At 67.3% G+C, this 14,385-nt stretch carries 14 protein-coding genes and 1 tRNA gene; 6 read left to right on the top strand and 9 right to left on the bottom strand.

Going from position 1 to position 14,385, the window contains the following annotated elements:
- The first annotated feature begins 1 nt into the window (after position 1).
- The gene (locus CXY91_RS05080; RefSeq protein WP_248307360.1) at positions 2-871 is read left to right on the top strand and encodes an urea carboxylase-associated family protein; all 870 of its coding nucleotides are present in this window, start codon (positions 2-4) and stop codon (positions 869-871) included.
- 182 nt (positions 872-1,053) lie between these two features.
- Here the strand turns inward: CXY91_RS05080 and CXY91_RS05075 are convergent, their stop codons facing one another.
- Positions 1,054-2,058, bottom strand: a complete 1,005-nt coding sequence (locus CXY91_RS05075) for a trypsin-like serine peptidase (RefSeq protein ID WP_100959555.1) — start codon at positions 2,056-2,058, stop codon at positions 1,054-1,056.
- 369 nt (positions 2,059-2,427) lie between these two features.
- Positions 2,428-4,413 carry a protein meaA gene (locus CXY91_RS05070; protein ID WP_100959554.1) on the bottom strand — a complete coding sequence of 662 codons (1,986 nt, stop codon included), beginning with the start codon at positions 4,411-4,413 and terminating at the stop codon, positions 2,428-2,430.
- 192 nt (positions 4,414-4,605) lie between these two features.
- Between CXY91_RS05070 and CXY91_RS05065 the strand changes: the two genes are divergently transcribed.
- Positions 4,606-5,838, top strand: a complete 1,233-nt coding sequence (locus CXY91_RS05065) for an aminotransferase-like domain-containing protein (RefSeq protein ID WP_100959553.1) — start codon at positions 4,606-4,608, stop codon at positions 5,836-5,838.
- Between the two features lie 31 nt (positions 5,839-5,869).
- Complete coding sequence (locus tag CXY91_RS05060; protein ID WP_100959552.1) at positions 5,870-6,541, top strand: RraA family protein; 672 nt, start codon at positions 5,870-5,872, stop codon at positions 6,539-6,541.
- Positions 6,542-6,548: 7 nt separating this feature from the next.
- On the opposite strand, the gene CXY91_RS05055 is transcribed toward CXY91_RS05060, so the two are convergent.
- The 7 genes from CXY91_RS05055 to CXY91_RS05025 all read right to left on the bottom strand — a co-directional run bounded on the left by CXY91_RS05055 (position 6,549) and on the right by CXY91_RS05025 (position 11,760).
- A complete protein-coding gene (locus CXY91_RS05055) occupies positions 6,549-7,241 on the bottom strand; it encodes an SDR family NAD(P)-dependent oxidoreductase (protein ID WP_100959551.1) in 693 nt (230 codons plus the stop codon).
- A gap of 14 nt (positions 7,242-7,255) precedes the next feature.
- A complete protein-coding gene (locus tag CXY91_RS05050) occupies positions 7,256-8,569 on the bottom strand; it encodes an MFS transporter (RefSeq protein ID WP_100959550.1) in 1,314 nt (437 codons plus the stop codon).
- Between the two features lie 47 nt (positions 8,570-8,616).
- Positions 8,617-9,015 (bottom strand): MarR family winged helix-turn-helix transcriptional regulator, encoded by a 399-nt coding sequence (locus CXY91_RS05045; RefSeq protein WP_100959549.1) that lies wholly within the window; start codon positions 9,013-9,015, stop codon positions 8,617-8,619.
- Between the two features lie 204 nt (positions 9,016-9,219).
- On the bottom strand, positions 9,220-9,711 hold the full coding sequence (locus tag CXY91_RS05040; RefSeq protein WP_100959548.1) for a DUF1178 family protein: 492 nt from the start codon (positions 9,709-9,711) through the stop codon (positions 9,220-9,222).
- 66 nt (positions 9,712-9,777) lie between these two features.
- Positions 9,778-10,641, bottom strand: coding sequence for a carbon-nitrogen hydrolase family protein (locus CXY91_RS05035; protein WP_100959547.1), 864 nt, complete (start codon positions 10,639-10,641; stop codon positions 9,778-9,780).
- Between the two features lie 10 nt (positions 10,642-10,651).
- Positions 10,652-10,912: a glutaredoxin 3 gene (grxC, locus tag CXY91_RS05030; protein ID WP_091836122.1), complete on the bottom strand. Its 261-nt coding sequence runs from the start codon at positions 10,910-10,912 to the stop codon at positions 10,652-10,654.
- A 47-nt stretch (positions 10,913-10,959) separates the two neighbouring features.
- The gene (locus tag CXY91_RS05025; RefSeq protein WP_100959546.1) at positions 10,960-11,760 is read right to left on the bottom strand and encodes a ComF family protein; all 801 of its coding nucleotides are present in this window, start codon (positions 11,758-11,760) and stop codon (positions 10,960-10,962) included.
- A gap of 179 nt (positions 11,761-11,939) precedes the next feature.
- Here CXY91_RS05025 and CXY91_RS05020 point away from each other — a divergent pair, with 179 nt between their 5' ends.
- The 3 genes from CXY91_RS05020 (at position 11,940) to CXY91_RS05010 (ending at position 14,384) form a co-directional block, all read left to right on the top strand.
- Entirely contained in the window at positions 11,940-13,058 is a 1,119-nt protein-coding gene (locus CXY91_RS05020) for an alkene reductase (RefSeq protein ID WP_100959545.1), read from the top strand.
- Between the two features lie 121 nt (positions 13,059-13,179).
- A tRNA-Glu gene (locus tag CXY91_RS05015) sits at positions 13,180-13,254 on the top strand.
- A gap of 380 nt (positions 13,255-13,634) precedes the next feature.
- Complete coding sequence (locus CXY91_RS05010) at positions 13,635-14,384, top strand: ABC transporter ATP-binding protein (protein ID WP_100959544.1); 750 nt, start codon at positions 13,635-13,637, stop codon at positions 14,382-14,384.
- Position 14,385 lies beyond the last annotated feature (1 nt).

Raw genomic sequence — 14,385 nt, 5'->3', positions numbered from 1 at the left:
CATGGCCATGGATTCGCAGGTGATCGCCCCCGCCGATGCGGAGGAGCGTCGGCGCAAGCCGCCGGTCGTGGTCTACCCCAACGGCAGCCTGCCGGGTGCCGACATGGGGATGTTGGCGCGTGCCCGCCAGACCTTGACCAAGCGCGACGAGATCATCGTGCCGCCGCGCGAGGCCGGCAGTTTCCGCGTGCCGAAGGGCCACTTCTTTCGGGTCGTCAGCATCGAGGGGCCGCAGGTCGGCGACCTCAATCTGTGGAACGCGGACGATCTCGACGAGCGCTTCTTCAGCGGCAAGACGCGCGCCCTGCACGCGACCCATGTCGGACTGGGCGACCGGCTCTGGAGCAACCTGCCGCATCTGCGGCCGATGGCGACGATCACCCATGACACGCTCGGCTGGTACGGCTTCGACCAGGACGGCGCCGGCGTGCACGACGTGATCGGCACGCGCTGCGATCCCTATACCCACCGGCTGCTCGGCGATGGCGGCGACTACCATCATTGCTGCCATTCGAACCTCGCCCGCGCGCTGGGAAAGGCAAGGGGGCTGCCGGCACGTGAGGTCGAACATCACGTCCATGACGTGCTTAACGTCTTCATGTGCACGGGCTTCACCCGTGACACGCAGCAGTACTTCATGAAGGCGAGCCCGGTCCGGCCCGGCGATTTCCTCGAATTCTTCGCCGAGATCGATCTGCTCGGGGCGATCTCGGCGTGTCCGGGCGGCGATTGCGGCCAGACCCATTCGAGCGACGTCGCCGTCTGCCATCCGCTCAAGGTCGAGATCTACGAGGCCGATCCTGCCGCGCTCGCGGGCTGGCACTCGCCGAGGCGCAGCCCTTACGGGCGCAGCCATGGCGAGCAGGGCTAAGGCTGGCCGCTTGCGTCATGGTCGGGCTTGTCCCGACCATCCACGTCTTCGCTTCGTTGATCAAACTCGGTGTTCAAGACGTGGATGCTCGCCACAAGGGCGAGCATGACGCGCTGGAGAATCGTCGTGGTCATGGGTTCCGGGTTCGCCGTTCCACGGCGCCCCGGAATGACGAACCCGCTTCAGTTCTTCAGCAGCGAGTTCATCCCGTCGGTGTCGAGATTGTCGGAGCCGCGCACGCTGCTGCGCTCGGTCGAGCTCGGCTGGTCGTCCTGACCGCCGCCCGAGGCGACCGCGCCGCCGCCGTCCGCGGCCGGGGCCTGCCCGCCCGCGCCGGCCATCTTGCGCAGCAGCGGGCTGGCCTGGAGCAGTGCGGTCATGCTGGTCGCGGTGTTGTAGCTATTGGGGTCGTTGGGAGCGAGGCCGCCCTGCTTGTGCAGCGCGACGCCCGCATTGCCGGCGTTGTAGAGCAGCGAGCCCGACGAGCCGCCGAGCGTGTCGCAGCGATGGCGCATCTCGGCTGCGTCACCCTGCTGGCGGGTCGCCATGCAGCGGAAGCGGCTCATTACTTTCGGCCGCCCTGCCGGGTGGTGGATCACCATCAGCGAGGGGGCGCCGCCGGTCGGCGTCGCCGCGAGCTTGACCGAACCATAGGTCGCGGTCGGATTGCCCTTCGCCTTGGCGATGGCGTAGTCGAGATTGGCATTGAACTCGACGGGCTTGGGGTCGAGCTCGAAGACCTTGGCGCCTTTGCCATCCTGCGTCAGGAAATCCATGACGATGATGGCGCGCACCGGTGTCATCTCGCCGCTCTGCGGCAGGCAGTGATGGTTGGTGAGGACATAGTCGCCGGGGAGCAACTCACCCGTGCAATGGGCGCCTGACTGCTTGCCGGTCTTGTTGTCCTTCAGCAGGATGTCGATGCGCCCGACGGGCTTGGCCATCCTGGCGAGCGGGTCGCGCTGGTCGAGCTCCGCGATCGGCTCGAAGGCACCCTTGTTGTTCTCGATGTGGGTGGCGGCGTCGCCGGTGCTTTGGCGCCGGGGCATGCTCACCTTGCCGAAATCGCTGGGGTCGAAGCCCATCGTCTGAGCCGCGGCGGGCCCCGCCAGGGCAAGGCCCACGGCGCCGATGAAGGCGGCGCGGATGTTGGTCCCGGTCAAATTGGTCTGCAGCCATGCGGGCATGCGCTCATTCCTCTCCTCAGCGAATCCCTTGCGGCCCTGCCGCCTGCCGCCTTCCAGCCCGATCAGCGCCAGGACTATGGCGACAATCGGAGCGGTTTCGGGACGATAATCATCCGCACGCGCTTGGGGAAGCCTGAGCTCTTTTCGCGCCGGCGGAGAGCTGGGGACGCCGGTCGGGTCATGCGCTTGTCCCGCCTTGAAAAGCGCTGGTCATCCCGGGCGACCGCAGGGAGACGCGGGATCCATTCTGGAACCTCTTTCGGAAAGGCTCCGGAATGGATCCCGGATGGGCGCGGCTACGCCGCTTGTCCGGGATGACGATGATTGCTGTAGAGCCCTAACCTATTGCGAACTCGGTGATCCTAGCCCTCAGCCCTTCTTCGCCGAGAGCCCGGCGACGTCGGCGATGATGCCGTCGAGGGCGAAGTCCTTGGGCGTATAGACGCGCGCCACGCCCATGTTCTTCAGCGCGTTCTCGTCGTCAGGCGGAATGATGCCGCCGACGACGACGGGAACGTCCATGCCGGCAACACGCAGCCGGGCGGTGACGTCGCGCACCAGCGGCAGATGCGAGCCGGAAAGGATGGAAAGCCCGATGATGTCGGCTTGCGTCTCCCTGGCCTGCGTCACGATCTCCTCGGGCGTCTGGCGGATGCCGCCGTAGGAGACCTGCATGCCGGCATCGCGGGCACGCACCGCGATCTGCTCCGCGCCGTTCGAGTGGCCGTCTAGCCCCGGCTTGCCGACGAGGAAACGAGGTGGGCGGCCGAGCCGCTCGGCCGCCTTGGCGACGGCGGCCTTGACGGTGGCGAGCCCGGCGTCGTCGCCGAGCTTGGTGGTGTCGACGCCGGTCGGGGCGCGGTATTCGCCGAAGATTTCGCGCAGCGTTTGCGCCCATTCGCCGGTGGTGACGCCGGCCTTGGCGCAGGCGATCGAGGCCGGCATCACGTTGCGATCTTCTTTCGCCGCGCTGGCGAGCTCGGTGAGCGCGGCTTCGACCGCCTTGCCGTCGCGCGCGGCCCGCCAGGCCTTCAGCCGGCCCACCGCCTCGGTCTCGACCGAATCCGGCACTGTGACGACGGCGCCGTCGCCGGCCGAGAGCGGCGAGGGCTCGCTGGTGGTGAACTTGTTGACGCCGACGACGATCTGCTCGCCGCGCTCGATCGCCTCGATGCGGCGCGCGCCGTTCTCGACCAGCGCCATCTTCATGTAGCCGCTCTCGACGGCGGCGAGCGCACCGCCCATGGCGTCGATCTTCGCCAACTCCTCCAGCGCGGCCGCCTTCAGTTCCTCGACCTTGGCGTCGATCTCCTTCGAGCCGTCGAAGATGTCGCCGAATTCGAGCAGATCGGTCTCATAGGCCAGCACCTGCTGCATACGCAGCGACCATTGCTGGTCGAAGGGGCGGGGCAGGCCGAGCGCCTCGTTCCAGGCCGGGAGCTGCACGGCGCGGGCGCGGGCCTTCTTCGACAGCGTCACCGCCAGCATCTCGATCAGGATGCGGTAGACATTGTTCTCGGCCTGCGGCTCGGTCAGCCCGAGTGAGTTGACCTGCACGCCATAGCGGAAGCGGCGATGCTGCTCCTCCAGGACGCTGAAGCGCTTCAGCGTGATCTCGTCCCAGAGATCGACGAAAGCCCGCATCTTGCAGAGCTCGGTGACGAAGCGCATGCCGGCATTGACGAAGAAGGAGATGCGGCCGACGACGCTGCCGAACTCCTCGGGCGCGACCTCCGGCCGGGCCCTGATCGACTCGAGCAGGGCGATCGCGGTCGCCAAGGCGAAGGATAGCTCCTGCACCGGGGAGGCGCCGGCCTCCTGCAGATGGTAGGAGCAGACGTTCGTCGGGTTCCATTTCGGCAGTTCGCGCGCCGTGAACACGACGATGTCGGTGGTCAATCGCATCGAGGGGCGCGGCGGGAAGACATAGGTTCCGCGCGACAGGTATTCTTTGACGAGGTCGTTCTGGGTGGTGCCCTGCAAGGCAGCGCGGTCGGCGCCCTGCTCGTCGGCGGTGGCGATGTAGAGCGAGAGCAGCCAGGCCGCCGTCGCATTGATCGTCATCGAGGTGTTCATCTGCGCCAGCGGAATCTGGTCGAACAGCGCCCGCATGTCGCCGAGATGGGTGATGGGAACGCCGACCTTGCCGACCTCGCCGCGCGAGAGCACATGGTCGGGGTCGTAGCCGGTCTGGGTCGGCAGGTCGAAGGCGACGGAGAGGCCGGTCTGGCCCTTGGCGAGATTGGTCCGGTAGAGCTTGTTCGATTCGGACGCGTCGGAATGGCCGGCATAGGTCCGGAAGATCCAGGGCTTGTCGCGCTGGGCCTGATTCCGAAGCGGATCGATCGCGTTCATGGTCGCTCCCTGCCGTGCCGTCTTGCCGTGCTCGTGCAATCTCGATTGTTGCACTGCAGCGAAGATAACGCCAGTGGTTCGCGGAAGTCGCGCCAGACGTTCGGATAAGGCGCGCAGCCATGCGTCCAAGCGGGTTTCTCGCCGCGGCGCGGGTCTATAGCTTCGCCCGATCTCGTCTTCAGCAGAGTTTCGATGACGCAATCTCCTTCGCCTCGGCCGGCTTTCGCCAGCTGGCTCTCGACCGGCAACAGCATCACCCAGCAGTTCATGGCGATCGGCGGGCGGCCGGATGTCGTCAGCCTCGCCGGCGGGTTGCCTGCCTCCGAAATCTATCCGGTCGAGGCGATCGCCGCCGCCCAGGAGCGGGCGCTGACGCGCTGGGGCACGCAGATCCTCGAATACGGGGCGATCGAGGGGCTGCCGGCGCTGCGGGCGGCGATCGCCGAGCGCTTCAGCGCCACGACCGGGCGCCGCTTCGGATCTGAGAACGTGCTTCTGACGACGGGCGCGATGCAGGGGCTCGACCTCGTCGGCAAAACGCTGGTCGACCCCGGCGAGCTGATCCTCTCGCAGTTCCCGACCTATCTCGGAGCGCTCGACGCCTGGCGCCCGCGCATGCCGCGCTATGAGAGGCTCGACTGGAGCCTGGAGGCGCCTGGACAGAATGCGGCGCTGCGCCAGGCCAAGTTCGTCTATGCCGTGCCGAACTATTCCAACCCGACCGGCGTGCTGGTGCCGCAGGATCAGCGCGCTGCCCTGCTCGACAAGGTCGAGGCGGCCGGGACCTGGCTGCTCGAGGATGACCCCTATCTGCCGCTGCAGTTCGACGAACCGGCCGGACCGAGCCTTCTCGCCCATCATGCGCAGCGCCATCCGAACGGTGCCTATGCCGGGCCGGTGATCTATCTCGGCACGCTGTCGAAGAGCCTGGCGCCGGGCCTGCGCGTCGGCTGGGTCGTGGCCGAGGCCTCGCTGATTGCGCCGCTGGCGCTGGCCAAGCAGTCGACCGACATCGCCTCCAGCCTGCTGACGCAGGCGATCGCGCTGGAGATGATCGAGAGCAATTTCGAGGCGCAGCACATCCCGAAGATCGTCGCGACCTATCGCGAGCGGCGCGATGCGCTCTGCGCCGCGGCAACCACGCATCTCTCCGACTGGTTCGAGTGGGAGGTGCCGCCGGGCGGTATGTTCGTCTGGATGCGGGCCAAGGACGAGGCGATCGACACCGATGCGCTCTACACTCACGCTCTGGCCGAGAACGTCGCCTTCGTGCCGTCGAGCGTATTCGACCCGTCCGGTGGCCTGAAAAGCGCGATGCGGGTCAATTTCACCCGCTCGCCGCCGGAGGTGCTGGTCGAGGGTGTGCTTCGGCTGGAGCGGGCGGTGCGCCGCCTGCTCGCCGAGCGGACCGGCCGGGCGGCCTGAGTTGACTTAAAGAAAAACCGAGGAAACGCCGATGCCGACCCGTCTCGTCACGCCCGCCCATCCGCGCCTGCCGCAAGCCCTCATCGACGCCTGGCAGGCGGTGCCGAGCTCGGTGATCGCCGACCAGCTCGGCGGCAGCGGCCATGCCGATCCGGCCATCCGGCCGACCCGGTCCTTCGCGCCGGGCAAGCGTTTGGTCGGCCAGGCGATCACCGCCTGGTGCGAGCCGGCCGATTACGGGCCGGTGCATCATGCGATCAACGTGGCCGAGCGCGGCGATGTCATCGTGGTCGCTGCCGGCGGGCGCAAGGATGCGGCGATGATCGGCGACCTGCTTGGCGGTGCCGCCCGGCGCAAGGGCATTGCCGGCGTCGTGGTCGACGGTGCGGTGCGCGATGTCGGGCCGGTGTCGCAATGGCCGGACTTCGTCTTCTTTTCGCGCTGGATCATGCCGCGCGGCCCGTCCTCCATGGAGCGCGGGATCGTCAACGGGCCGATCGTCTTCGGCGGCGTCGCCGTCCAGCCGCATGACCTCGTCGTCGGCGACGATGACGGCCTCGTCTTCGTGCCTCATGGCCTAGTCGAGGCGAAGCTCGCGCCGTGCCTGGCGCGGGTGAAGGCCGAGGCCGAATGGGAGGCGCTGCTCGCCGGCGGTGCCTCGACGGTCGAGACCTTCAAGGTGCCGCCGATGGAGAAGGCCTGACCGGCCTCTAGAAGCTCTCGACCCAGGGCCTGAGCTCGACCTCGAGCGACCAGGCGCTGCGCGGCTGTCGGAGCACGTCGAGATAGCTCTGGGCGATGGCGTCCGGATCGAGCGTGTTGTCGTTCGCATCGGGGTGGCGGCTGCTGCGCACGGCGCCGTCTATGACGAAATGCGCGACATGGATGCCCTTCGGTCCGAGCTCGCGCGCAGCGCTCTGGGCAAGGCCGCGCAAGGCGAACTTGCCCATGGCGAAGGGCGCCGACAGCGCAAAGCCCTTGATGCCGGCGGTCGCGCCCGTCAGCAGGATGGCGCCGCGGCCATGCGGCTGCATGCGTTTCGCCGCCTGCTGCGTCACCAGGAAGGCGCCATAGGCCGTGACGGCGAGCGCCTGCGCGACCGCTGCGGGATCGAGCTCGGCGATCGGCCCACGCAGGCGGCCGCTGGCGTTGTAGATGACTACGTCGGGCTCGCCGATCTCAGCGTCCGCCGCTTCGAACAGATTGGCGACTGCAGTCGGATCGGACGCATCGACCTGGAAGGTCGCAGCGCCCGTCTCGGCTGCGAGCGCGGCGAGCTTCTCGGTATTCCGGGCGGCAAGGCCGACCTTGACGCCTTGCGCCGCCAGGGCGCGGGCAACAGACGCACTGATGCCTGAGCCGGCGCCGACGATCAGGGCGCTGCGATAGGGCAGGGAGGTCATCGCGAGGTCTCCGTTCAGGCGGTGGCTGGGATCGGCTTGGCCTCGCCGCCGCGCATCATGATGCAGAAGCCGGCGGCGAAGAGGCAGAGCGCGCCGGCGATGAAGAAGGCCGGCAGGTAGCTGTCATAGACGGTGCGGCTGAAGCCGGCGCCATAGGCGGCGAAGGCGGCACCGAGCTGGTGGCCGGTGAAGACCCAGCCGAAGACGAGCGTCGCCTTCTCGCCGAAGCGGTCGGCGGCGATCTTGATCGTCGGCGGCACGGTCGCGACCCAGTCGAGCCCGTAGAAGATCGCGAAGATCGAGAGGCCGTAGAAGGAGAAGTCGGTAAAGGGCAGGAACAGCAGCGAGAGGCCGCGCAGGCCGTAATACCAGAACAGCAGCCAGCGGCTGTCATAGCGGTCCGAGAGCCAGCCGGAGCCGACCGTGCCGAGGAAGTCGAAGATGCCGATGACTGCGAGCACGCTCGCCGCCGTCACCGCCGCCATGCCGTAATCGCCGCAGAGCGCGACGAAATGGGTCTGGACCAGCCCGTTGGTGCTGGCGCCGCAGACGAAGAAGGTGCCGAACAGAATCCAGAAGGTGCTGGTCTTCGCCGCGTCGCGCAGAGCGACGATCGGCGAGGCGAGCATCGCCCCGAGGCTGGCGGCTTGCGCCGGGGCCGGCACGATCTGCGTTGCGCCAAACGGGGCAAGGCCGACATCGGCAGGCCGGTCGCGCATCAGAGCGAGGATGCCGACCGCCGCAAGCGCGATCATGCCGAGCACGAAGGTCATGGCTGCGCGCCAGCCGACCTGCTCCGTCAGCGCTGCGAGCAAGGGCAGGAAGACGAGCTGGCCGGTCGCGGTGCTGGCGGTGAGCAGGCCGACGACGAGGCCGCGGCGCTGTACGAACCAGCGCGTCGCGACGGTGGCGCCGAGCACCATGGCGGTCAGGCCCGTACCGAAGCCGAGCACGAAGCCCCAGAGCACCACCAGCTGCCAGAGCTGCGTCATGAAGAAGGAGCCGATGATGCTCGCCGCGATCAGGCTGAGCGCCACCAGCGCGACGGGGCGGACGCCGAAGCGGTTCATGAAGGCTGCGGCGAAGGGCGCCATCAGCCCGAACAGCAGCAGCCGGACCGCCAGCGCCGAGGAGATCTCGGAGGTCGCCCAGCCGAATTCCTTCTGCAGCGGCAGGATCAGCACGCCCGGCGCGCCGACGGCGCCGGCGGTGACCAGCATGGTCAGGAACGTCACCGCCGCGACGGCCCAGCCATAATGGATGCCGCGCCGGGCGAACGCGGCGGCGAGGCCGACAGGTTGAACTGGTTCTGCGAGATCGGTCGGCATGAAAGGCCCCTTCTTTGCGGGTATATACCCGTATCTGTTTCAGAAAATCAGAGCGAATCGAGCGCGGTGTGCAGTTGCCGCATGAATTCGACGCCGAGACGGTCGTCGAGCGATTTCTGGGCGCCGTCCCAGAGAGGGGCGCCATCTTCCAGAACCTTGTGGCCGGCCTCGGTCAGGGTGACCGTGGCCTCGCGCTGGTCCTCGCCGCGGCCAAGTTCGACCAGACCCATCTTCTCGAGCACGCGGACATTGCGGCCGACGGTTGAGCGATCGAGCTCGACCCGGCGGCCGAGCGCGGTCAGCGTCACCGGCTCGACCCTTGCGATCGAACGCATCAGGCTGAACTGCGCGATGTTGACCCCGACCGGAGCGATCGTCTCGTCATAGAAGGCGATCATCCGGCGGGAGGCGGAGCGCAGCGTGGTGCAAATGCAGGGAACCGACATGGGTTGCGGGTATATGCCCGTTACGAGAGGAACGCAAGAGGCGAACGCCGAATCCATGAGCGTTCGGGTGTCATCCCGGAAAAGCCGCGCAGCGGCTGCGGTCCGGGATCCATGCCGGAACCATCATCGGATTTGTTCCGGAATGGATCCCGGGTCTCCCTTCGGTCGCCCGGGATGACTCGATCCTAGGAATGCAGCAGGGAGCTAGTTCCGCCCTTCCGGCAGGCGCGGCAGGGGCAGGAACTCGACGCCTTCCTCGTGCAGCATCCGGGCGTCCTCAGCGGAGGCCTCGCCATAGATGGCGCGGTTCTCGGTTTCGCCGTGATGGATCTTCAGCGCCTCCTCGGCGAAGCGCTTGCCGACAGGTTCGGCATTGGCGGCGACATGCTCGTGCAGCGCCGTCAGCATGGCGCGAAACGCCATCTCCTTCTCGCCCATCAAGGCCGCTGGCCGCGGTGCCGGGGAGGGGACGGGGGCAGGCGAGGGCGCCGTAGCCTCCGGCGCTGGCTCTGCCGGGCGCGGGCCGCGATCGGTCCGGGCCACGGCGGGTGCCATCACCGCACGCTCGACCTTGGCGCTGTCGCAGACCGGGCAGGTGACAAAGCCGCGCTTCGCCTGCTCGTCGAAGCTGGCGGAACTCGCGAACCAGCTCTCGAACTCGTGGGCATTGTCGCAGATCAGGGTGTAACGGATCATCTCAACTCAAAGCCGGCGGTGAGGGCAGCAAATAGGGACGCAGCCGTCCACCGGCAAGTTTCACGCTCATTCGGCCGCATCGAGCTGCGGCGTTTCACTCTTACGCGTCGCGACCGCGAAGGAGCGGGTATGGCGCAGGGTCGGGATGCGCTGGCGGGCGTCCGCGACCAGAGCCAGATCGATCTGCGCCATGATCAGCCCGGGCTCGTTGCCGGCCTCGGCCAGCACGCGGCCCCAGGGATCGACGATGATCGAGTGGCCATAGCTCTCGCGGCCGTCCTCGTGCAGGCCGCCCTGCGCCGCCGAGACCATGAAGGCGCCGTTCTCGATGGCGCGGGCCCGTTGCAGCACCTGCCAATGCGCCTCGCCGGTCTGGCGGGTGAAGCAGGCCGGCGCGGTCAGCATGAAGGCGCCGGCCTCGGCCTCGGCGCGGTAGAGATAGGGGAAGCGGACGTCGTAGCAGATCGACATCCCGACCAGCCCCCAGGGCGTCTCGACCAGGGTCGCCTGGTCGCCGCCGGTGAAGGTGTTGGATTCGCGCCAGGTCTCGCCATTGGGCAGGTCGACGTCGAAAAGGTGGATCTTGTCGTAGCGCGCGACGATCTCGCCCTGGGGATCGATCATATAGCCGCGGTTGGCGATCTTCTCGCCGGCCTTGACCGAGAGCGAGCCGATCTGCAGCCAGATCCTGGCCCCGCGCGCTGCGTCGCGCAATCCGGCCAGCACCTCGTGCCTATCCTCGTCCTGGCTGATCTCGCGCAGGACCTTGGTGTCGCGCTCGCAGAGATTGGTGACCTCCGGCGTCTGGACGAACTGCGCCCCGGCCGCCGCAGCCTCGCGGATCAGGCGCACCGCATCGTCGCGATTGCGCAGGGGATCACGCGTCGAGCGCATCTGGACGCAGGCGGCGGTGAAGCGTGGGGCGGTCATCGGGCTCTCCTCAGGCGGCTTTCAGCAGCGGGTCGAGCTCGCCGCGCGCATCGAGCGCGTGCAGATCGTCGCAGCCGCCGACATGACGTCCGTCGATGAAGATCTGCGGCACGCTGGTCCGCCCGCCGGCCTTAGCCGTCATCTCCTGGCGCAGCTCCGGCTTGCCGTCGACGCCGATCTCATCGAAAGCGACGCCCTTCTTCGTCAGCAGCGCCTTGGCGGCATGGCAATAGGGGCACCAGCCCGTGGTATAGATCGTGACCTGCGGCATCGGCCTATCCTGCAAAGACTATCTTCGCATCGCAATATAGGGAGCCGTCACGCTTCCGTCACGACCCGGGCGAAGGTCAATACGTCGACCGCACTCGCTCCGCCGCGCAGCAAGGCGCGCGACGCGGCGTTGACGGTCGAGCCGGTGGTCAGCACGTCGTCGACCAGCAGGATGCGCCGTCCCTCGACCAGCGGGCGCATGGCCGGCAGGACCTTGAAGGCGCCCTGCAGGTTGTCGGCGCGCTGCGCCCTGGTCAGCCCGACCTGCTGCCTGGTGCGCTTGACGCGGGCAAGCGCTTGCGGCGCGCATGGTCTTCCTGATTGCCCGGCGATGGTCGCGGCCAGCGCCGCTGCCTGGTTGAAACGCCGCGTCCATAGCCGGAAGCGATGCAGAGGCACGGGGACGATGAGATCGGCATCGACGATCAGTTCGCGGCCGGCCTGAGCCATCATCCGCCCGAGCATCAGGGACAGCTCGGTCCGGTCGCCATATTTCAGCCGGTGCACCAGCTCCCGTGCGGTGCCGTCGAAGCGGCAGGCGGCGCGCGCCCTTGCGAAGACGGGCGGGTCGGCGATCGCCGCCGGCGAGACCAGCCCCGGTCCAAGATCGACCTCGAAGGGCGTGCCGAGCCGCTCGCAATAGGGCCGCTCGATCAGGCCGAGTCCTGCCCAGCACTGGGCGCAGAGCCCCTGCGCCTCGCTCGTGGCCGCCCGGCAGCCGACGCATGAGGGCGGGTAAACCAGGCCTATGACGCTGGTGACGCCCGTCCGCAGCCAGCCGCCTCCGCGCTGCAGCCAGCGCAGGGAGAGGGTTTTTCCTGTCTTTTCTGGATTTTCGGAAAGGCTCATGCGCGGCGGCTATCGCGAAGAGAGCATCTTCGCTTTCTCGTGAGCGGGGCAGGGCGGCCCCTGCCATTCCCTGCCATCTTGCCTATCTTGCTTGCGACGGCTCCGGCATGCTTGACGGCGACCGGCGCCATGGATGCTTCCCCCGGCCTTGCGGCCGTTTCGCGACAAGGATCGCCACGATGAGCCATGCCTCCTCCGCCAAGCTGTTTACGCCGTTCCGCCTCGGCGATCTCGAGCTGAAGAACCGCGTCGTGATGGCGCCTTTGACGCGCAACCGCGCCAACAAGCACGATGATGCCCCGAACGCGCTCAATGTCGAGTACTACCGCCAGCGTGCCGGCGCCGGGCTGATCATCACCGAGGCGACGCAGATCTCGCAGCAGGGCCAGGGCTATATCTGGACGCCCGGCATCTATCGCGACGCGCAGGTCGCCGGCTGGAAAGCGGTGACCGATGGCGTGCATGCTGCCGGCGGCACGATCTTCGCGCAGCTCTGGCATGTCGGGCGCGTCAGCCATGTCTCGCTGCAGCCGGGCAACCAGGCGCCGGTCGCGCCCTCGGCGGTGCTGGCCAAGACCAAGACCTATATCGAGAGCGGCTTCGCCGAGGTGTCCGAGCCGCGCGCGCTCGGTCTCGACGAGATCCCCGGCATCGTCGCCGATTTCGTCAGGGCGGCTGAGAACGCCAAGGCGGCCGGTTTCGACGGCATCGAGCTGCACGGCGCCCATGGCTACCTGCTCGACCAGTTCCTGCGCGACGGCTCGAACCAGCGGCAGGACGCCTATGGCGGCTCGATCGAGAACCGCGTCCGGCTGACGCTGGAGGTGGTCGATGCGGTGAGCAAGGTGTTCCCGAAGGAGCGCGTCGGCATCCGCATTTCGCCAGTAAGCCCAGCCAACGATGCCCGCGATAGCGATCCGCAGGCGCTGTTCGGCCATCTCGTCGGCGAACTCGACAAGCGCGGCATCGCCTTCATCCATGTCGTCGAGGGCGCGACCCGCGATGCGCGCGACTATCTGCCGTTCGACTACCAGGCGCTGCGCAAGGCCTTCCGCGGCGCCTACATCGCCAATAACGGCTTCACCCGCGAACTCGCGATCGAGACGGTGGAGAAGGGCGAGGCCGACCTCATCGCCTTCGGCCGGCTCTTCATCGCCAATCCCGACCTGCCGGAGCGGCTGAAGCTCGACGCCCCGCTCAACACGCCGGATGTCGCGACCTTCTATGGCGGCGACGCCAAGGGCTACACCGACTATCCGGCGCTGGCGCAGGCCGAGCGCTCGCACGCCGCCGGCTGAGGCGAGACGGAAAGTCCCTGCGGGCGGTGCTCCGGCCTACCCGCAGGTTTTTCGGCTTCGGCTGCACGGAGGGGCTTGCGGCGCGGGCCGGCGCCGATTATACGGACGGCCTTGCCGCGCTGCTCCCATCGTCTAGCGGTCAGGACGTCGCCCTCTCACGGCGAAAACTGGGGTTCGATTCCCCATGGGAGCGCCATTTGCGGCCTAAGTCCTTGAAGGACCTAAATTCTCGAAAAATCAACGGTTTCCCTAGCTCGGGCTGTCACACATCGTGGCATATGTGAGCAGCGAAACCGTGCCTAGAGAGCCATGAATCCGGTTGCGGGTTCATCCCGATGGCGGATGTCCGTTGCTGAGCCGGTGTCGAATGGCCGCTCATAGCGCTATGCCACCGCGGGCGCTGGCTGCAGGCACCTCCGGCTTCACGAAACATCTCATCTCGGTGTCCACGAAGCCGGCCGCAGAACGGCTCCGAGCTGTTCAGACAAGCGAGCGAGCGCTATTCGCAGGCTATCAGTTTAACCCGAACGTCACCAGCGATGCCGCATAACGCCCCACAATGACGGGAGCGTTCGAATGAGTGGCCATGATGCCCTGGTTGTTCGCGGTTTGGTGAAGCGCTTCGGCGGCTTCACTGCTGTCAACGGCCTCGATCTCAGCGTTCGGCGCGGCGAGCTCTACGCATTGCTGGGGCCGAACGGGGCGGGCAAGACCACCTCGCTCAGGATTGTCGCAGGGCTGCTCTCTCCGGATGTGGGCGAGATCAGCATTTGCGGGATCAACCGCCTGCGTGATCCGGTTGCGGCAAAACGTGTGGTGGCGTGGCTCCCGGATGAACCGATGGTTTATGACAAGCTCACGCCTGTCGAATATCTCGATTTTGTCGCTGGCCTTTGGCAAGTCGAGCAAAGGGTTGCAAAGCTGCGCCGCGACGCCCTGCTTGAGACCCTCGACCTGACCCGCGTCGCAGATCAGCGCTGCGAGGGCTTTTCGAAGGGTATGCGCCAAAAGGTTGCTCTTGCCGGCGCGTTGATTCACGAACCCGAGCTGCTGATCCTCGACGAGCCGCTGACAGGCCTCGATGCGTCGATGGCGCGCCACGTGAAGGAGCTGCTTCAGGACCGTGTCGCAACCGGCGTGACGGTGATCCTCACCACGCATATCCTCGAAGTCGCTGAACGGCTCAGTGACCGCATCGGTATCATTCGCAATGGCAGGCTGGTCTGCGAGGGTACGATGACCGAACTGCGCAATGGTGGCACCTCCCAGGGTTCTACCCTCGAAGATGTTTTCCTCGATGTCGTCGGGCGCGAAGAGGCCGCCTGAG

It is taken from the genome of Allobosea sp. FBZP-16 (assembly GCF_002831785.1).
Classification (GTDB): domain Bacteria; phylum Pseudomonadota; class Alphaproteobacteria; order Rhizobiales; family Beijerinckiaceae; genus Allobosea; species Allobosea lupini.
The sequence above is the reverse complement of the archived record's forward strand: the minus strand, read 5'-3'. Positions and strand labels throughout refer to the sequence as shown.